The 18502-nt window shown below is 70.1% G+C and carries 20 protein-coding genes; 19 read left to right on the plus strand and 1 reads right to left on the minus strand.

Translation table 11 applies throughout. The annotated features are described in order from the left end of the window. Positions 1 to 48: 48 nt before the first annotated feature. On the minus strand, positions 49 to 1266 hold the full coding sequence (locus QRX60_RS23375; RefSeq protein ID WP_286003676.1) for an IS110 family RNA-guided transposase: 1218 nt from the start codon (positions 1264 to 1266) through the stop codon (positions 49 to 51). 258 nt (positions 1267 to 1524) lie between these two features. Between QRX60_RS23375 and QRX60_RS23380 the strand changes: the two genes are divergently transcribed. The 19 genes from QRX60_RS23380 (at position 1525) to QRX60_RS23470 (ending at position 18467) form a co-directional block, all read left to right on the plus strand. Continuing rightward, complete coding sequence (locus QRX60_RS23380; protein ID WP_286002904.1) at positions 1525 to 2508, plus strand: R2-like ligand-binding oxidase; 984 nt, start codon at positions 1525 to 1527, stop codon at positions 2506 to 2508. A 61-nt stretch (positions 2509 to 2569) separates the two neighbouring features. Continuing rightward, a complete protein-coding gene (locus QRX60_RS23385) occupies positions 2570 to 3592 on the plus strand; it encodes an NAD(P)/FAD-dependent oxidoreductase (RefSeq protein WP_286002905.1) in 1023 nt (340 codons plus the stop codon). A 43-nt stretch (positions 3593 to 3635) separates the two neighbouring features. Beyond that, positions 3636 to 3950: a ferredoxin gene (gene fdxA, locus QRX60_RS23390; protein WP_286002906.1), complete on the plus strand. Its 315-nt coding sequence runs from the start codon at positions 3636 to 3638 to the stop codon at positions 3948 to 3950. A 60-nt stretch (positions 3951 to 4010) separates the two neighbouring features. Next, positions 4011 to 4637 (plus strand): RNA polymerase sigma factor, encoded by a 627-nt coding sequence (locus tag QRX60_RS23395; RefSeq protein WP_286002907.1) that lies wholly within the window; start codon positions 4011 to 4013, stop codon positions 4635 to 4637. 59 nt (positions 4638 to 4696) lie between these two features. Next, a complete protein-coding gene (locus tag QRX60_RS23400) occupies positions 4697 to 6196 on the plus strand; it encodes an aldehyde dehydrogenase family protein (RefSeq protein WP_286002908.1) in 1500 nt (499 codons plus the stop codon). Between the two features lie 58 nt (positions 6197 to 6254). Next, positions 6255 to 6662, plus strand: coding sequence for an SCP2 sterol-binding domain-containing protein (locus QRX60_RS23405; RefSeq protein ID WP_286002909.1), 408 nt, complete (start codon positions 6255 to 6257; stop codon positions 6660 to 6662). 52 nt (positions 6663 to 6714) lie between these two features. Then, on the plus strand, positions 6715 to 8346 hold the full coding sequence (locus tag QRX60_RS23410) for a long-chain fatty acid--CoA ligase (protein WP_286002910.1): 1632 nt from the start codon (positions 6715 to 6717) through the stop codon (positions 8344 to 8346). Positions 8347 to 8397: 51 nt separating this feature from the next. After that, positions 8398 to 9339, plus strand: coding sequence for an ATP-binding cassette domain-containing protein (locus tag QRX60_RS23415; RefSeq protein WP_286002911.1), 942 nt, complete (start codon positions 8398 to 8400; stop codon positions 9337 to 9339). 2 nt (positions 9340 to 9341) lie between these two features. Continuing rightward, on the plus strand, positions 9342 to 9653 hold the full coding sequence (locus tag QRX60_RS23420) for a hypothetical protein (protein WP_286002912.1): 312 nt from the start codon (positions 9342 to 9344) through the stop codon (positions 9651 to 9653). 41 nt (positions 9654 to 9694) lie between these two features. Beyond that, positions 9695 to 9931 carry a hypothetical protein gene (locus QRX60_RS23425; protein ID WP_286002913.1) on the plus strand — a complete coding sequence of 79 codons (237 nt, stop codon included), beginning with the start codon at positions 9695 to 9697 and terminating at the stop codon, positions 9929 to 9931. A 48-nt stretch (positions 9932 to 9979) separates the two neighbouring features. Next, positions 9980 to 10087, plus strand: coding sequence for a mycofactocin precursor MftA (gene mftA, locus QRX60_RS23430; RefSeq protein ID WP_183127956.1), 108 nt, complete (start codon positions 9980 to 9982; stop codon positions 10085 to 10087). Next, the gene (mftB, locus tag QRX60_RS23435) at positions 10077 to 10364 is read left to right on the plus strand and encodes a mycofactocin biosynthesis chaperone MftB (protein ID WP_286002915.1); all 288 of its coding nucleotides are present in this window, start codon (positions 10077 to 10079) and stop codon (positions 10362 to 10364) included. Before mftA ends, mftB begins: the two co-directional genes overlap by 11 nt. Then, positions 10364 to 11536 carry a mycofactocin radical SAM maturase gene (gene mftC, locus QRX60_RS23440; protein ID WP_286002916.1) on the plus strand — a complete coding sequence of 391 codons (1173 nt, stop codon included), beginning with the start codon at positions 10364 to 10366 and terminating at the stop codon, positions 11534 to 11536. Before mftB ends, mftC begins: the two co-directional genes overlap by 1 nt. A 2-nt stretch (positions 11537 to 11538) precedes the next feature. Next, positions 11539 to 12261 (plus strand): mycofactocin biosynthesis peptidyl-dipeptidase MftE, encoded by a 723-nt coding sequence (mftE, locus tag QRX60_RS23445; RefSeq protein WP_286002917.1) that lies wholly within the window; start codon positions 11539 to 11541, stop codon positions 12259 to 12261. Next, complete coding sequence (locus QRX60_RS23450) at positions 12258 to 13043, plus strand: mycofactocin-coupled SDR family oxidoreductase (protein ID WP_286002918.1); 786 nt, start codon at positions 12258 to 12260, stop codon at positions 13041 to 13043. The genes mftE and QRX60_RS23450 overlap by 4 nt, the downstream gene beginning before the upstream one ends. Next, on the plus strand, positions 13040 to 14461 hold the full coding sequence (mftF, locus tag QRX60_RS23455; protein ID WP_286002919.1) for a mycofactocin biosynthesis glycosyltransferase MftF: 1422 nt from the start codon (positions 13040 to 13042) through the stop codon (positions 14459 to 14461). The genes QRX60_RS23450 and mftF overlap by 4 nt, the downstream gene beginning before the upstream one ends. After that, positions 14458 to 15720, plus strand: coding sequence for a pre-mycofactocin synthase MftD (gene mftD / locus QRX60_RS23460; RefSeq protein WP_286002920.1), 1263 nt, complete (start codon positions 14458 to 14460; stop codon positions 15718 to 15720). The genes mftF and mftD overlap by 4 nt, the downstream gene beginning before the upstream one ends. An 894-nt stretch (positions 15721 to 16614) precedes the next feature. After that, positions 16615 to 18192, plus strand: coding sequence for an alkaline phosphatase PhoX (locus QRX60_RS23465; RefSeq protein ID WP_286002921.1), 1578 nt, complete (start codon positions 16615 to 16617; stop codon positions 18190 to 18192). Next, a complete protein-coding gene (locus QRX60_RS23470; protein WP_286003677.1) occupies positions 18189 to 18467 on the plus strand; it encodes a nitroreductase/quinone reductase family protein in 279 nt (92 codons plus the stop codon). The genes QRX60_RS23465 and QRX60_RS23470 overlap by 4 nt, the downstream gene beginning before the upstream one ends. Positions 18468 to 18502: the final 35 nt, after the last annotated feature.

An 18502-nucleotide genomic window follows, 5' to 3' on the forward strand; every position in this document is an offset into this window, starting at 1 on the left:
CCGCAACGGCTCAAATTCGTGATGAGAGACATCCCAGGAGCGTAGATGTCAAGCAGCGATGTTCTCGGGGTGATGCGACCAGGCGGTTGTCTCGTCGTAGAGGGTGCCGGTTTTGAGGCAGCCATGCAGGATCCCGACGAGGCGGTTGGCGAGCTGGCGCAGAGCGGCGTTGTGGCCGGCGCCGCGGGCTCGGTGCCGGTCGTAGCAGGCGCGTGCGCCGGGCGAGCGTCTGAGCGCGCTGAACGCCTGGGTCAGCAGGGCGTCGATGAGCCGGTCGTTGTGCACGAACCGGGCCAGCGCGACCTTCTTCTTGCCCGAGGCTCGGGTGATCGGAGAAGTCCCGGCGTAGTTCTTGCGGGCCTTGGCGGTGGCATAGCGGTCGGGGTCGTCGCCGAACTCTGCGAGCACCCGGGCGCCGAGGATCGGCCCCAGACCAGGCTGGGACGCGATGATCTCAGCGGCCGGGTGCTGCCCAAAATAGGCCTCGACCTGCCCCTGCAAGGTCTTGACCTGAGCGTCCAAGACGGTCAGGACCGCGATCAGCGCCTGGACCGAGGCGGCGTGGGCAGCGGCCACGACATCCGGCTGGGTGAGGTGCTCGGCGCGCAGCGCGGCCTGGATCTCCGCCGCTTTCCCGGCGATGCTCTTGCGGCGCGCCCGCTTCAACGCGCCGCTGATCTGCGCGATCGTCAGCCGGGCGGCCTGAGCCGGGGTGGGGGCTTTGGCCAGCAGTTCCAGAGTGTCGGCGGCGTCGAGGTCGGTGAACGCGACCAGCGCGGCGGGAAAGTAGTCCCGCAGCGCGTGCCGCAACCGCTGGGTGTGGCGAGTCCGTTCCCAGATCAGGGTTTTATGGGTACGGGTCACGACCTTGACGGCCTCGGCCCGCGCGGAGTCCCCGGCGACCGGCCGCAACTCGTGGCCGTGGGTGCGCACCATGTCAGCCAGCACGTGCGCGTCGCCGGCGTCGCTTTTAGCGCCCGAGACTCCCAGCCGGTCGCGGAACCTGGCCGCCTGCAACGGGTTGACCGCCAGCACCGTGTAACCGGCAGCGACCAGCGCCGCGACCCAGGGTCCTCGGTCGGTCTCGATACCGACCAGCACCTCGACCTCATCGGCGTCGTCTCCGGCCAGCTCACCGATCATCGTGTGCAACCGAGTCATCCCCGTCACGCCTTCGGGCAGCCGGGCCTTGACCAGTCTGCGGCCGGAGCCGTCCATCACCTCCACATCGTGATGGTCTTCAGCCCAGTCGTCTCCTACGAACAGCCGCAACGATCCTCCCGATCTCGATCACCCTTGAGCAGCCGGCGGGAGAACCATCAGCGACCTAATCAAACAGTGCTCCCGCCGGTAACACGCGGGGCACGACATCCCAGTAGCGATCAACTCTCCCAGCCAACCAGCAGGGGCACGGTCTCTCATCAGGACTCACGCGTCCAGGACTGTCGAGTGCTCACCTGCCGGCCGGCTACCGACCAGGAGTCTGCCGGATGGCTCACTCCCAGAACTGATTAGGACAGTTTCATGGCTATCGAACGCAACATCGAGCACGGCAAGCGCACGGGCTTCGGCAGTCTGAGCGAGGGCGGTCTCCGCATGGAGTCGTTCCCGATGCGCTTGTTCCGCAAGGGGAACAAGAAGTTCTGGAACCCCGAAGACATCGACTTCTCCCAGGACGCCAAGGACTTCGCGGCGATGAGCCCCGACGAGAAGCGGCTCACGTCGATCCTGGCCGCCCAGTTCATGGCCGGCGAGGAGTCCGTGACCCAGGACCTGCAGCCCTTCACGACGGCGATGGCCGTCGAAGGCCGGCTTGCCGACGAGGCCTATTTGACGCAGTTCACCTTCGAAGAGGCCAAGCACATGCAGGCGTTCCGCCTGTGGTTCGACGCGGTCGGTCTCGGCACCGACCTCCACGAATTCGTCGAGTACAGCGGGGCGTACACGAAGATCTTCACCGAAGAGCTGCCGAAATCGCTGTACGCGCTGACGACGGACCCGTCTCCGGCCGCCCAGATCCGCGCGTCCGTGACCTACAACCACGTGGTCGAAGGTTGTCTCGCCCTCACCGGCTACTTCGCGTGGGCCAAGGTGTGCAAGAGCCGCAACATCCTGCCGGGCATGCAGCAGGTCGTGAAGTACATCGGCGACGACGAGCGGCGTCACATGGCGTGGGGCACCTTCACCTGCCGGCGCCACGTCGCCGCCGACGACCGCAACTGGGACGTCGTCGACGAGCGGATGCAGGAGCTGCTCCAGCCGGCGCTGCAGCTGATCGTCGGGCTGTTCGACGCTTTCGGGGACAACACGCCGTTCGGCATCAACATCGACGAGATGACCGACTACGCGCTGGACAAGGTCAACCGCAGGCTCGAGTCGATCGAGAGCGCGCGGGGCTGCCGGGTCGAGGAAATCGACGAGGACTACTCCCCGATGCAGCTCGAGGACAAGTTCGCCGCGGAAGACGAAGCGGCGGTCGAGCAGGCGCTGACGGCCGTCGGCTCCTGACCCGTCGAGTTCTCACCGGTAACCAGGTCGACGCCGACCTCGAACCCAAGGAAGCACCGGCATGCTGCAGGACACCTCTGCGCAAGAAGCGAACACGAACGTCGACCTGCTCTTCATCGGCGCCGGGCCGGTGGGTCTCTTCGGCGCGTACTACGCAGGATTCCGCGGCCTGAGCATGGCGGTGGTCGACGCCCTTCCCGAGGTCGGCGGCCAGGTCCAGGCGATCTACCCCGAGAAGAAGATCTACGACATCGCCGGTCTGCCGGGCGTGCCGGGGCAGGAGCTGATCGGCAATCTCGTCCGGCAGGCCGCGCCGTTCACCCCGCAGTACCTGCTTTCGCAGCAGGTACTGCGGCTCGAGCGCCGTGACGGCGGGTGGCGGGCCACGACGTCGGCCGGCGTGGTGGTCGACGCACGCGCGGTCGTGATCACCTCCGGCGTCGGGGCGGTCACCCCGCGGCCCATCCCGGCAGGCGAGGACTTCCTCGGCCGAGGCCTGTGCTACTTCGTCCCGCGGCTGGACGTGCTCGACGGTAAGGACGTCGTGGTGGTCGGCGGCGGGGACTCCGCGGTCGACTGGGCGCTGGCGGCGTTGCCGCGTGCGCGGTCGACGACACTTGTGCACCGCCGACGGCAGTTCCGCGCGCACGAGCACTCGGTCCAGTTGCTCCACGAGTCCGCCTGCACCGTGCTGGTCGACGCGAACGTGACCGAACTGCGTGGGCAGGACCGGGTGGAGAGCGTCGCCATCAAGGTGGCCGGTGAAGCCGAGGTCCGCGAGACCAAGGCGCAGGTCGTCGTCGCCGCGCTCGGGTTCCTGATGGACCTCGGCCCGATCAAGGATTGGGGGCTCGAACTCGAGGGCCGCGCGATCCGGGTCGACAGCAGGATGCGGACCAACCTGCCCGAGGTCTTCGCGGCCGGCGACGCCGCGACCTTCGACGGCAAGGTCAAGCTCATCGCCGTCGGCTTCGGCGAAGTGGCGACCGCGGTCAACAACGCGGCCGTGGCGCTCGACCCGCAGGCCGGGCTCGCGCCGGGGCACTCGAGTGACTTGACGATTCCCGCCCAAGTCGGCGCCTGAAGCACACCGACACCTATCGAACGACCCCGAGGAGGTGGAACTGATGGCTTTCGTCATCGGAGAACCGTGCGTGGACGTGAAAGACATGACCTGCATCGAGGAATGCCCGGTCGACTGCATCTACGAGGGCGAGCGCATGCTCTACATTCACCCCTCCGAGTGCATCGACTGCGCGGCGTGCGAACCGGTCTGCCCGGTCGAGGCCATCAAGCCGGCCCAGCACGTCGACGACCGCTGGCGGCCGTTCCAGGAATCGGCGAAGTCGGCGTTCGACGTACTCGGCAGCCCGGGCGGGTCCACCAAGGTCGACCGCCCGATCGAGGACACGGAGTACGTGAAGAACTTCGAAAAGAACTAGCCGCGACACTGCGCGCTTCGGACCGGTGTCGGCGGCGAGCGGGTCACAAAGGAGTTCCGGATGACGTCAACGGCGACGATTGACTGCGAACGTGTGGACGAGGCCAGAGGGCACGGCCAGGCCTCCTTGGCGCGTTCCGAAACGGATCCATGGTCTCTGGTCCGTGCCTCGCAAGAGGGTGATCACCGGGCGTTCGGCCTGCTGTACAGCCGCTACTCGGTGGACGTGTACCGCTTCGCGCGAGGACGGCTGCGCGACGAACACGCTGCCGAAGACGTGACCAGCGAAACGTTCCTCCGTGCGCTTCGCAGCATCGGCACGGTGCGGTACTTCGGGTCCAGCGTCCGGGCTTGGCTGCTGACGATCGCCAGGAACCTCATTCTGGACCACGTGAAGTCGGGACGCTTCCGGCACGAGGTGATGGTCTCGGAGTTTTCCGAGCAGGAGCAGGCCGTCGTGATTCCGGAGTTCAGCGTCTTCGCGCAGCCCTGCCGGGACGAAATCGCCCGGCAGATGTTCGAGTTGAGTGAGGACCAGCGGATCTGCCTGCGGCTGCGGTTCTTCGACGGTCTGTCCGTGTCGGAAACCGCGCAGGTCATGCAGCGGAAGAGCAGCGCCGTGCGCGCACTGCAGCACCGCGCCGTCCGGCGGCTGGCAGAGCTGGTCGACCCGGTCGCGGTGGATTGAGACCCGAGGTGGGAACAAAAGTTGCTTCGTGAAGAACCCAGTCAGAAAGGCGTTCGCTGATGACGATGGTGTCAGTCGAGATTCCGCCGGCGGTGCGTCCCTTCCTGGAGAACGCGGCCGCGAGCATCGTCATCGGTGCCGAGAAGACGACGGCGGCCGGAGGGGGCACGATCCCGACCACGGACCCCGCCACGGGCGCACTGCTGGCCAACATCGCGGCCGGCGGCAAGACGGACGTGGACCGCGCCGTCGAGGCCGCGCACAAAGCCTTCGCCGGTTGGCGGCGCCTCAGCCCGGCTGCGCGCGGCCGCGTGCTGCTGGACGTCGCCGACGCGATCGACGAGTACGCCGAGGAGCTGGCCACCCTCGAGACGCTGGACAACGGGAAGCCGCTCACCGAGTCGACCTACCTCGACGTCAGCCTCTCCGCGCAGATCTGGCGGTACTTCGGCGGGTGGACCACGAAGCTCGGCGGTCAGACACTGCCGGTGTCGCCCGCGGTGGGCGAGGCCCTGGTCTACACCCAGCGTGAGCCGCTCGGCGTGGTCGGCGCGATCGTGCCGTGGAACTTCCCGTTGATGATCGCGTCGTGGAAGGTGGCACCGGCGCTCGCCGCGGGGAACACCGCGGTGCTCAAGCCTTCCGAGTTCACGTCGTTGAGCGCACTGCGGCTGACCGAGGTCGCACTCGAAGCGGGGCTGCCTCCGGGCGTGCTGAACTTGGTGACGGGTCTGGGACCGGAAGCCGGCCAGGCCCTCATCGACCACCCGGGCGTCGCGAAGATCTCGTTCACCGGGTCGACCGAGACCGGGCGGCGGATCGTGACCGCCAGCGCCGGGAGCCTGAAGAAGCTCACGCTCGAGCTGGGCGGGAAGTCCGCGAACATCGTCTTCCCGGACGCCGATGTCGAGGCGGCGGCGCAGGGTGCCCTCAACGCCATCTTCCTGAACCAGGGTCAGGTGTGCTGTGCGGGCTCGAGGTTGTTCGTCCACCGCGACATCCACGACGAGGTCGTGGCCGCCCTCGCCGCGGAGGCGCGGGGAATCCAGCTGGGCCACGGCCTGGACGACGACACCCAGATGGGTCCGTTGATCTCGGCGCGGCAGCTGGATCGGGTGGAAGGCTTCGTCGGCGCGGGTGTCCGCGACGGCGCGACTCTGGTGTGCGGCGGCGAACGGCCCGGAGGCGCGCTGGCCGGTGGGCACTTCCTCGAGCCGACGATCTTCACCGACGTGCGGGACGAGATGTCCATCGCCGCTGACGAGATCTTCGGCCCGGTGCTCTCGGTCCTGAAGTTCGACGACGAGGACGAGGCGGTGCGCCGCGCCAACTCCAGCGTCTACGGACTCGCCGCGGGCGTGTGGACCAACGACCTGAAGCGAGCTCACCGCGTCGCGCGTGATCTGGAGGCGGGCACGGTCTGGGTGAACATGTACAACATGATCGACCCGGCGGCTCCCTTCGGTGGCTACAAGTCCTCGGGCTACGGCCGTGACCTCGGCGAGGAGTCGCTGCTGGGGTACACGCAGATGAAGTCGGTCTGGATCGGGATGGACTGAAACCGCCGTCCGTCCACATTCCACAGTTTTCCGCAAGAAACTCAGCGAGGAGTGCAAAATGGGTGCGTTCAAGGACGACTCCGAGGTCTACAAGTACATCGGCGGTGTCTTCGAGAACGGTCTGGCCGACCCGGAGGTGGGGCCGAAGCTGAAGGGCTCCGGCGTCGTCCTCCAGATCACCTACACCGACCCCGACTCGGTCCTGACGGTCGACTTCCCCTCCGGTGAGGTGCACACGGGCCCGAGCGACCTGACGCCGCACGTCGAACTGTTCATGACGGCCGACACCGGCAACCGGTTCTGGCTGGGCAAGGTGAACCTGTCCGTCGCGATGGCCAAGGGGCAGGTCCGAGCGAAGGGTCCGGTCTCGAAGATCCTGAAGCTCGTGCCGGCGGCGAAGTCGCTGTTTCCCGCCTACGAGTCGTTGCTCGAGCGTGACGGCCGTGACGACCTGCTGAAGGCGTGAGCGGCGGACAGAGTTCCGATGACGACGTCGTCGGCGTGACGGAGGTCAAGTAATGCGCAGCACCATGCAGGGCACGCCGCTCACGGTCGCGTCGATCCTGCGGCACGGCGCGGAGGTCCACGGCGACCGGCGGGTGATCACCGCGACGGGTGACGGGTTCCGCCGGTCGAGCTACGAGCAGGTGGGCCGGCGGTGCGGTCAGCTCGCCAACGCGTTGCGCCGCCTCGGGATCGCCGGCGACGACCGGGTGGCGACGTTCCAGTGGAACAACCAGGAGCACCTGGAGGCGTACGCCGCGGTGCCTGCCATGGGCGCGGTGCTGCACACGCTCAACATCCGGTTGTCCGCCGAGCAGATCCGCTTCATCGCCGGGCACGCCGAGGACAAGGTCGTCATCGTCGACTCGTCGCTCGTGCCGCTGCTGGCCCGCGTCCTGCCCGGGCTCGATACGGTCAAGGTCGTGCTGGTCACCGGCGACGACGGTGACCTGGCACCGCTGGAGGGCAGCGGCAAGGCGGTGCTCCGCTACGAAGACGTCCTCGGCGCGGAGTCACCGGAGTTCGCGTGGACCGACGCGGACGAGGACGCCGGGGCAGCGATGTGCTACACCAGTGGCACGACGGGCGATCCGAAGGGTGTGGTGTACAGCCACCGTTCGCTGTACCTGCACTCGGTGGCCGCCTGCACGGGCAACGGACTGGGCATCGCCGAGCAGGACCGGATCCTGCCGATCGTGCCGATGTTCCACGCCAACGCGTGGGGCCTGCCGTACGCGGCCTTGATGGCCGGGGCGGAACTGCTGATGCCGGACCGGTTCATGCAGGCGGCCCCGCTGGCCAGGATGGTCCACACGGAACGGCCCACCGTGGCCGGCGCGGTCCCGACGATCTGGAACGACGTGCTCCTGCACACGGAGAAGGACTCCGGCCTGGACTTCTCGTCGTTGAGGCTGGTCGTCTGCGGCGGGTCCGCCGTGCCGCGCGCTCTCATGGAGGCCTTCGAGAACCGGCTCGGCGTGACCATCCTGCAGGCGTGGGGCATGACCGAGACCTCCCCGATGGCATCGGTGGCCCGCCCGGCGGTCACCGCCGGCCCAGCCGACGCGTGGCGGATGCGGGCGACGCAGGGACGCCCGGTCTGCGGTGTCGAGATGCGGATCGTCGGCGACGACGGCACGCCTCAGCCGCGGGACGGGCAGGCCGTCGGCGAGCTGGAGGTGCGGGGGCCGTGGGTGACCGGTTCGTACTACCAGGTCGACGACGACGCGCGCTTCCACGACGGATGGCTGCGCACGGGCGACGTCGGGCACATCAGCGCCGAGGGCTTCCTGACGCTGACCGACCGGATGAAGGACGTCATCAAGTCCGGCGGTGAGTGGATCTCGTCGGTCGAGCTCGAGTCGGCCCTGGCGGGGCACCCCGACGTGTTCGAGGCGGCGGTCATCGCCGCACCGGACGAGCGCTGGCAGGAACGTCCGCTGGCGGCCGTCGTCCTTCGCGAGGGAGCGACCGTCTCGCCGGGGGAACTCCGATCCTGGTTGTCGGACAAGCTGCCGCGGTGGTGGCTGCCCGAGCGGTGGACCTTCGTCGAGGAGATCCCCCGCACCAGCGTGGGGAAGTTCGACAAGAAGGTGCTCCGCGGGGACCACGCGGACGGCCGGTTGAAGGTGGAGACCCTCGACTGACCTTCTGCGCCATGAAGTTCGCGGTGTAGCCGGCTGTGAGGAGGTGAACGCATGGAGAGTGCCCCCGGCGCCTCGAAGATCGAATTCGACGGCGTGACGACGGTTCTCGGCGACGAACCGGTGCTGCACCGGCTTCGGCTGTCGGTGCCGGACGGGCAGGTCACGGTGATCCTCGGACAGTCGGGGTGCGGCAAGACGACTCTCCTGCGTCACCTCGTGGGCCTGCTGCCGCCGACGGGCGGCAGCGTCCGGCTGGACGGACGTGACGTCTGGTCGCTGACCTCGGCCGAGCTCGTCAGCGCTCGTGGCGGGATCGCGGCCGTCCTCGGCGGGTCACACCCGTTCGACAGCTGGCTGTTCTCTTCGATGAACGTCTACGAGAACGTCGCTTGTGTCCTGCGTCGTGCCGGTGCGACGGACGATGAGGTGCACGCGACCACCGCGCCGTTGATGCAGGAATTCGGCCTGGCGGCCTTCGCGGGTTCCTTCCCCGAGGAGATCCCCGCGCACGCGAGGCGCAGGGTGCTCCTCGCGCAGGCGTTGGTGTCCGGCATGCCGCTGATCGTCCTCGACGACGTCGACACCGCGTTCGATTCCCGCTACACGGGCGCCATCGTCAGGGCGATCAAGTCGGTCAACGAGAAGGCGCGGGCCACGGTACTGATCACGACGCACGACCTGGACTTCGCGCGGGAAGTGGCTCACGAGGTCGCCGTGCTGTGGAACGGCAAGATCGTCTCCCACGGGCCGCCGGACGTCCTCCTGCGCGGCGTGCGGACCGGCGAAGAGTTCGGCAGGCGGTTCTTCCGGAGTGACCTCGCCGGGCCGCTGTGCAGGGACGTCGTCGAAGGCGGCTTGCGAGGCGGCGAGCCGGCGAGGCGGTTCTTCGCGATCGATCCCGACCTGCCGGTGTGGTGCGTGGTCGCGCTCCTGCTGCTGGTGATCGTCTTCGTGTTCTGGTCCAGCGCGGGCACCGTCTTCGGCGGGTCGTGACGATGGGTGATCCGTACCTGCGGTGCGTCCGCACGGCCGAGCTGGCGGCCTTGGCCCATGCGATCAGGATCGTCGACGACCACGGCGATCTCAACCACCGCTACCAGGCACTGATCGACGACTCGCAGGTCGTGCTGGAGGGCAACCGGATCCGGTTGACCCAGGCACGGGGCCTGGCCAAACGGCTGGTCGTCCTGGCCAAGGCGGCGGGAAACGCAATGCGAGCCCAGCTGACGAGAACCGAACGAGACGTGCTGGACGCGGGCCTTGCCCAGGCGGACGGGCTCATCCGGACCGCCGATTCCGGCGCGTAGTGGCGAAGGGCCGGGATCGGCCGGAGTGTCGAGGAGTGGAAATGACGAATACCGAATGCCGGTGCCGGTGCGCTCCCGCGGGGCACCAGGCGAGCAACTGCGCGGGTCTGGCGCGCCCGGGCAAGTTCGTGCCGTTGGCCGGCGCGCAGCCGTCGGCCCGCGTTCCCGCCTGTGGCCCGTGCCACCGGGCGACGGTGACCGCCGCGGTCGGCTTCGTTCCGGTCCCCGCCCGGGGCCGGATGGTCGCGCGGCTGGGAATCCGGTCCGGCACCGCGTAGCGCCGGCCCGTAGCCGATGTCCGAATCCCCAGTATCGAAGGAGTCATGATGGATGAGAACACCGTGGGGCAGGCCACCCTCGCCGAGGATGTCGTGGTGGCCGAAGACCTGCTGGTCGAGGAGGTTTCGATCGACGGGATGTGCGGTGTCTACTGACACCGGCACCTTCGATCTGGACACGGCGTGGCGGTTGGACGACCGGGTGTCGATCCGGCCCGAGCGGTTCGGGGCGCTGCTGTACCACTTCGGCACGCGTCGCCTGTCGTTCCTGAAGAACCCGGCGCTGCTGACCGTCGTCCGGTCCCTGGCCGACCACCCCAGCGCCCGCGCCGCCTGCGCGGGCGCCGGGGTGGGCCGGCCCGAGCTGCCGCGTTACCGCGCCGCGCTGGCCGCACTGGCCGAGTCGCGGATGATCCAGCCGAGGAGTCTCTGATGTCCCTTGTGGACGAATTCCAGTACGGGCTCGACGCGCCCATCTGCCTCACCTGGGAACTGACCTACGCCTGCAACCTTTCCTGCGTGCACTGCCTGTCCTCCTCCGGACGGCGGGACCCGCGCGAGCTCAGCACCGCCGAGTGCAAGGCGCTGATCGACGAGTTCGAGCGCATGCAGGTCTTCTACGTCAACATCGGCGGCGGCGAACCCACCGTCCGCCCCGACTTCTGGGAGCTCGTCGACTACGCCACCGAGCACCACGTCGGGGTCAAGTTCTCCACCAACGGCATCAAGATCACCCCCCACGTGGCGCGGCGCCTGGCCGGCAGCGACTACGTCGACGTCCAGATCTCCCTCGACGGCGCCACCGCCGAGGTCAACGACCACGTCCGCGGCCCCGGCTCCTACGCCACCGCGATCCGCGCGATGGGCAACCTCGCCGACGCCGGCTTCGAGAACTTCAAGATCTCCGTGGTGATGACCCGCCACAACGTCGGCCAGCTCGACGCGTTCCAGGCCATCGCCGACCGCTACGGCGCCCAGCTGCGGATCACCCGCCTGCGCCCGTCCGGCCGCGGCGCCGACACCTGGGACGAGCTGCACCCCACCGCCGCCCAGCAGCGCGAACTCTACGACTGGCTGGTCGCCCACGGCGAGAACGTGCTGACCGGCGACTCGTTCTTCCACCTCGCCGGCTACGGCGACGGCGGGCTGCCCGGGCTGAACCTGTGCGGCGCCGGGCGGGTGGTGTGCCTGGTCGACCCGGTCGGCGACGTCTACGCGTGCCCGTTCGCCATCCACGACACCTTCCTCGCCGGCAATGTCCGCGGCGGTGGCGGATTCACCAGTGTGTGGCGGGAATCCGAGCTGTTCACGTCGTTGCGGAGCCCGCAGAGCGGCGGCGCCTGCACCTCGTGTTCGGCGTTCGACGCCTGCCGCGGCGGCTGCATGGCGGCGAAGTTCTTCACCGGCCTGCCGCTGGACGGCCCGGACCCGGAGTGCGTACGCGGCCACGGCGAGCTCGCGTTGGCCGGGGTTGCGGCGGGGAGCGTCCCGAAGCCGTCGCTGGACCACTCCCACCGGCGGCGCCCGATCCCGGTCACCATCGGGATGCGCCGCCCGCCGGAGCGGGCCTGCGACGAGAACCCCCTCGCCGGATTCCGGCGCTGACCGTGCGGCTCGCGGACCTGTCCTGGCCGGACGTCGCCGAGCGCGCGGCAGCGGGCGCGGTCCTGGCCGTGCCGGTCGGCGCGACCGAGCAGCACGGCCCGCACCTGCCGCTGTCCACCGACACCGACATCGCGCTCGCGCTGTGCGACCGGCTTTCGGACGAGCGCCCGGACGTCCTGGTGGCGCCGGCCGTGGCCTTCGGCTCCAGCGGCGAACACGCCGGGTTCGCCGGGACGCTCTCGATCGGCCAGGCCGCCACCGAGCTGCTGCTGGTCGAGCTGGGCCGGTCCGCGGCGGAGACGTTCACGCGGCTGCTGTTCGTCTCCGCGCACGGCGGCAACGCCGCGCCGGTCGCCCGGGCCGTCGCCCGGTTGCGGGCGGAGTCCCGGGACGTCGAGGTGTTCCAGCCGCACTGGGACGGCGACCCGCACGCCGGACGACCGGAAACCGCACTGCAGCTGGCCTTGCGGCCGAACGCGGTGCGGATGGACCGGGCCGTCGCGGGGGACCGCAGGCCGCTGGGCGAGGTGCTGCCGCTGCTGCTGAACGGCGGGGTGCGGGCGGTGACGGCGACCGGCGTGCTCGGCGACCCGACGCCCGCCACGGCGAGCGAAGGCGTGGCGCTGCTGGACCGCTTGGTCGTGGATCTCGCGTCCCGGGTGGCCCGCTGGTGCTCCGCCACCGGAAGCGAACTGAGCACTCCGGGCGAGGTGGTGCCGCGATGACCGCGCGAACCGCCCTCGTCACCGGTGCGGCCCGGGGGATCGGCGCCGCGACCGTGCTGGACCTGGCCCGACGGGGCTACCCGATTCTCGCGGTCGACGTTGCAACCGACGACCCGGCGCTGCCGTATCCGATGGGAAGCGGGGCCGAGCTGTCCGCCGTCGTCGAGCAGGCAGGCGGGAACGTCGAGCCCTTCGTCGCCGACGTCCGGGATCCCTCGGCGATGGCTGCCGCCGTCGCCGAGGCAGAACGCCGGTGGGGCGGGCTCGACGTGGCGATCGCGGCCGCGGGCGTCGTCGCCGGGGGAGTTCCGGCGTGGGAAGTTCCACTCGAACAGGAACAGGCGGTCCTGGACGTCAACCTGAACGGCGTCGTCAACTTGGCTCGCGTCGCGGTGCCCGCGCTGCTGCGGCGGCCGCGGCCACGGTCCGGCCGGTTCCTGGCCGTCGCGTCGGCCGCCGCCACCCGCGGCCTGCCGATGCTCGCCGCCTACTGCGCCGCGAAGGCCGGGGTCGCCGGGCTGGTCCGCGCGCTCGGGGCCGAGCTGGGGGCGACCGGGGTGACCGCCAACGCCGTCAGCCCCGGGTCCACCGACACCCCGATCCTCGCCGAAAGCGCCCGGCTCTACGCCCTGCCCGAGGCCGCCGCCTTCGCTGCCCAGCAACCGGTCCACCGGCTCCTCGACCCTGCGGAGGTCGCCGCGGTGCTGGCGTTCCTCTCCGGGCCGGACAGCAGCGCGATGACCGGCGCGGTCGTACCGGTGGACGGAGGACTGGCCCTGTGACGCCCCTCCCGACCGGCTTCCGGCTCGAACTCGATCAGAACACCCGCTGCCTGACCGGCGACCTGATCTTCGGCGGTTCCCCCGCGCGCGTGCTCCGGCTGACCGCGGCCGGGCAGGCCGCCTGGCGAGAACTCGCCGAAGGACGGGTCTCGACGGCCGCAGCCGGGACGCTCGCCCGACGGCTCACCGACACGGGGCTCGCCCACCCTCTTCCGCCCGAACCGGACGCGCCCGCCGACCTCACAGTCGTGGTGCCCGTTCGCGACCGCGCAGAGCTGCTGGACCGCTGCCTGGCCGGGCTCGACGGCCGGCACCCGGTACTGGTCGTCGACGACGGCTCCCGCGACTCCGCGGCCGTCGCCACAGTAGCGGCCGCGCACGGGGCGAAGCTTGTCCGCCGTGACGTCAACGGTGGCCCCGGCGCCGCGCGGAACACCGCCTTGGAGCACGTTTCCACCGAGCTGGCAGCCTTCCTGGACAGCGACTGCGTGCCGACCACGGGCTGGACCGACCGGCTCGCGGCGCACTTCGCCGACCCGCTGGTCGCCGCGGTCGCGCCCCGTGTGCGCGCCTTGGCGCCGGACACCTGGGCCGGCCGCTACACCCGGGTGGCGAGCAGCCTCGACCTGGGCGACCGCCCCGCGCGGGTCGCGCCCGGCACGCGGATGTCGTACGTGCCCACGGCCGCGCTCGTCGTTCGCCGGGCCGCGCTGACCGACGTGGCCGTCGATGGCGAGGTCTTCGATCCGGACCTGCGCGTCGGTGAGGACGTCGACCTCGTCTGGCGGCTCCACACCGCGGGGTTCAGGGTTCGCTATGCGCCGGACGTCTCGGTCGACCACCACGAACCGGAAACCTGGCGCGGCCTGCTCGGCCGCCGGGCCCGCTACGGCACCTCTGCCGCGCCGCTCGCCAAACGGCACCCGGGCCTGGTGGCGCCGCTGGCGCTGCAGCCTTGGCCGGCGCTGGCCGTCGGGGCGTTGCTGGCCCGCCGTCCAGCGCTCGCCGCGCTGGCGTTCGGTGGATCAGTGGCCAGTACGGCCCGCACGGTACGCGCCCACGACGTGCCGACGGACGGCGTCGTGCGGGCGATGGCCACCGCCGTCCACCAGACGTGGCTCGGCTGCGGCCGCTATGGCACCCAGTTCGCGGCGCCCCTGCTCGCGGGACTGCTGGTACCGCGGGGACGAGGGCGCCGGGCCGCCGTGGCGTCCCTGCTGCTCGGCCCGCCGCTGACCGCGTGGGCGAAGAACAGGCGCGACCTCGACCCCGTCCGGTACACGGCGGCGGCGATCGCCGACGACATCGCCTACGGCGCCGGGGTTTGGGCCGGTTGCCTGACCCACCGCACTCTCGAGCCGGTTCGCCCGGTCCTCGTCCGGCGCACCCTGCGCTTCGATCCGAAGGGAAAACGATGAGCACCACCTGGTTCGAGTCCATCGCCGAGGCGCAGCGGCGCGCCAAGAAACGGCTTCCCGGCTCCGTGTACTCCGCGCTGATCGCCGGCTCGGAGAAAGGCCTGACGCTGGCCGACAACCTGAGCGCGTTCGACGAGCTGCGTTTCGCACCCCGGACCGCGGGCCTTTCCGGCACTCGCGAGCTGGGTACGCACGTGCTCGGCCGGGACGTCGCACTGCCGGTGCTGATCTCCCCGACGGGCGTGCAGGCCGTGCACCCGGACGGTGAGGTCGCCGTCGCCCGCGCGGCTGCGGCGCGCGGGACGTCGATCGGGTTGTCTTCATTCGGCAGCAAGCCGATCGAAGAGGTCGTCGCCGCCAACCCGAACACGTACTTCCAGGTCTACTGGACGGGCACCCGCGACGACATCCAGCGCCGCCTCGACCGCGCCCGCGCCGCCGGGGCCGTCGGTATCATCCTCACGTTGGACTGGTCGTTCTCGCACAGCCGCGACTGGGGTAGCCCGCACATTCCGGAGAAGCTGAACTTCCGCGAACTGCTGCGGTTCGCGCCGGAAGGCATCACGCACCCGCGCTGGCTGCTGGACTACGTGCGCACTCGTCGGCTGCCGGACTTGGGTGTGCCGAACATGGTGGAGCCCGGAGAAAAGGTGCCCACGTTCTTCGGGGCGTACGGGCAGTGGATGCAGACCCCGCCGCCGACGTGGGACGACGTGGCTTGGCTGCGGTCGCAGTGGGACGGCCCGTTCCTGCTCAAGGGTGTGATCCGGGTCGACGAGGCCCGCCGCGCGGTCGATGCCGGGGTGAGTGCGATCTCGGTGTCCAACCACGGCGGCAACAACCTCGACGGTACCCCGGCGACCATCCGTGCGCTCCCGGCGATCGCCGACGCGGTCGGCGGGCAGGTGGAAGTCCTGCTGGATGGCGGGATCCGCCGCGGCAGCGACGTCGTGAAGGCGCTGGCACTGGGTGCTCGTGCGGTGCTGATCGGCCGCGCGTACCTGTGGGGCTTGGCGGCAGGTGGGCAGACCGGTGTGGAAAACGTCCTCGACGTGCTGCGCAACGGGATCGACTCGACACTGCTGGCGTTGGGCAAGCGCAGCGTCCACGATCTCGGCCCCGAGGACGTCGTCGTGCCGGGCAGCTTCGAAGCCGAACTCGGCGGGAGCACGGCGGCTCGCGCCGAGGACGCTTTGTCCCACCTGGCTTGCAGGCCTTCGAGGAGGCGTTGTTCGACTGCGGCGGCGACGTGGGAGTAGGTCTCTTGGACTTTGTCTTGGAGGACGTGGCCGAGGCGGAGGGCCTGGGCGGCTTCGGGGATGCCGTCGTCGATCATCCAGGTTTTGTGGCTGTGGCGTAGGCCGTGGAAGGTGAGGCCGGGCTTGGCCGGTTGGAGGCGGCTGGTTTGCGTGCTGTAGTTGATCATGATGGCTGCCGTTGTGATCTTGCGTGGGCTCTCGGTGAGCCCGTGATGGGCCGGGGGGCGCAGTGGCGGGGCCGAGGGGGCGCGGCGGGGTGGGAAGTGGCTTTTGGACAGGTTACGGCCAGGGCCGGACGCGTCGCCGTCGCGGATGAGGTCGGCCAACACCGCCTGGATCGGTCCGCGGTCAACTGCCGGACATGGAGCTCCCACTGGCCGCCGTGTCAACGCGCTTGCCCAGTTCCGTTCACCTCGGGACATGAATGGGACGAGTGGCGGCTGGGCGTGCTCTGCTGGCTGCTTGAGCAGCGGATCGCGGAGGGTGGCTGGGTAGAACCGGCCACATTCTTGGTTCGGACCATGGGGATCGGCCGAGCTGATCCTGGCGACCGAGAAGCGCTGGCGCGGCAGCTCCGCCCGCCGTGCGCCGACGGCACCGTCGCGTTACCCATCGACGGGTGCGCTCCGTCGTGGCGGACAATAACTGCCTGAATCGTTGCCCTGTAGGGAAGTTGGCGTGCAGTGATGGCGTTTTGTCCCCGGTGCACCAGTTAGCGGGGTGTTGGGCGTGAGTACGTCTGCCCGTCACCGAGCCGCGCTACGGCTGTGTCTTTCGCAGTCTTGGCTCTCGGTGTTCCTGAGGACTGGAGGGTCCAAGATGAGACCGAGCAGACGAACGACGGCCAGGACGGCTCTGACAGCCGCGGGCGGGCTCGCCCTGGCGGTAACGGTGGTGGCGGGTGCGCCGGCGCAGGGGGTCGACCAGCACGGCGGGGGCCGCGACCTCGCCCTCACCGGGGTACCGGCGAATGCCAAGGCCGCCGGGCTCACCGTCCCGAACACGTTGTCCCCGGAGCTGGCCGGGTGGATCGCCGCCCAGGGCTCGAACCGGCTGGAGAATGCGACCGCGGACATCCCGTTCTTCGGGTACCGCGGCGACGGCCCGCTGCTGCCGGCCCCCGGTGACCTGCCCGCGGCCGGGCACCTGGTCGAGGCGTCGAAGACCGAACCGGACAAGAACACCTACCTCGTACTGCACGGCCAGCGCGGCGCCGACCCGCACTACGACTACGGCACCCACTTCGTCTTCCAGGGGCACGAGGCGGGCGCGACCGGCTACATCACGCGCGTCAATCTCGACGCCGACGCCGCCCACAAGGTCACCCTGCTCTCGACCGCGACGACCGACGGCAAGCCGCTGCCGGACTTCGACGGCTCGACGTGGGACCCGTGGGCGCGGCGGCTGCTGTTCACCGCCGAGCTCGGCGCCAGCGGTGGTGTCTGGCAGTCCACCTTGGACGGAAAGCGGACCGAGGACATCTCCGGCGCGCTCGGCCGCGGCGGCTACGAGGGCATCCAGAACGACTCCGCGGGCAACCTGTGGGTCGTGGAGGACTCCGGCGGCGCCACCGTGCCCGGGACCAACGCCAAGCTGCCCAACAGCTTCGTCTACCGGTTCGTGCCGGAGGACAAGGGCGACCTGAAGCACGGCAAGCTGCAGGCCCTGCAGGTGCTTTCGCGGCGCACCGGGGCGCCGATCGCGTTCCAGCCGATGGACGCCGCGCACCCGAAGGGCAACGCCTTCAGCGACGACACCAAGGACCTGCACACCTACGGCCTGTCGTTCGCCACGAAGTGGGTGACCATCCACGACACCGCCACCGGTCCGGCCTCGGCCGGGTACGACGCGAACGCGCTGGCCAAGGCCGCCGGGGCCACCCCGTTCAAGCGGCCGGAGAACGGCCAGTTCCGGCCGGGCACCGGCTTCCGCGAGTTCTACTTCGACGAGACCGGCGACACCAACGCCACGAGCACGGCCAATGACGGCTACGGCGGCTGGGGCTCGGTGCTCAAGCTCACCCAGGCCGATCCGAAGGCCGACACCGGCACGCTGTCGCTGGTTTACAACGGCGACGAGGAGCACACCGGCCTGGACAACGTGACGTTCCTGGACGCCGACCACGTCGCGTTCGTCGAGGACGCGGGCGACGCCCTGCACACCCAGCGCGGGCTGCTCGACTCGGCGTACCTGTTCGACCTGCGCGTGAACTACGCCCACGGCGCGCAGCCGGTGCGGTTCCTCGCCGAGGGCCGCGACCCGTCGGCGACGCTGGATTCGGCGTTCAGCGGCCGGACCGGCTTCCAGAACGACGGCGACAATGAGATCACCGGCATCCACGCTTCCGATGGCGACCCGTCTCCGCAGGGCATCCTCGGTGCCCAGCGGCCGACGCCGTTCGCCGACGGCTGGCGGCTGTTCTGGACCCAGCAGCACGGCGACAACGTGCTCTGGGAGATCACCCGGCGCTGAGCCCCAGGGCGCGGCGGGCCCGCGGCCCGCCGCGCCCCCAGGCCGAGCCCGAGCCGGCGTGGTGGCTGAACCTGCAGGCCCATCCCGAAACGACGGTGGCACCAGTCGATGGCCGGCGCCGAGTCCGGGGGCGAGCGGCCGACGGCGAGGAACGGGACCGGCTCTGGGCCCGGTGGCGCGAGCTGGACAAGAATCTCGACGCCTATGCGGCGCGACGGCCTGGCCGGACCGCGGTCGTGATCCTCGAGCCGTCACCGGGCGCGGCCGCGGAATGAACAACGACTTCAGGTGCATCGTCGCGGAGGTGCCG

Origin of the sequence: Amycolatopsis mongoliensis, assembly GCF_030285665.1 — a bacterium.
GTDB classification, from domain to species: domain Bacteria; phylum Actinomycetota; class Actinomycetes; order Mycobacteriales; family Pseudonocardiaceae; genus Amycolatopsis; species Amycolatopsis mongoliensis.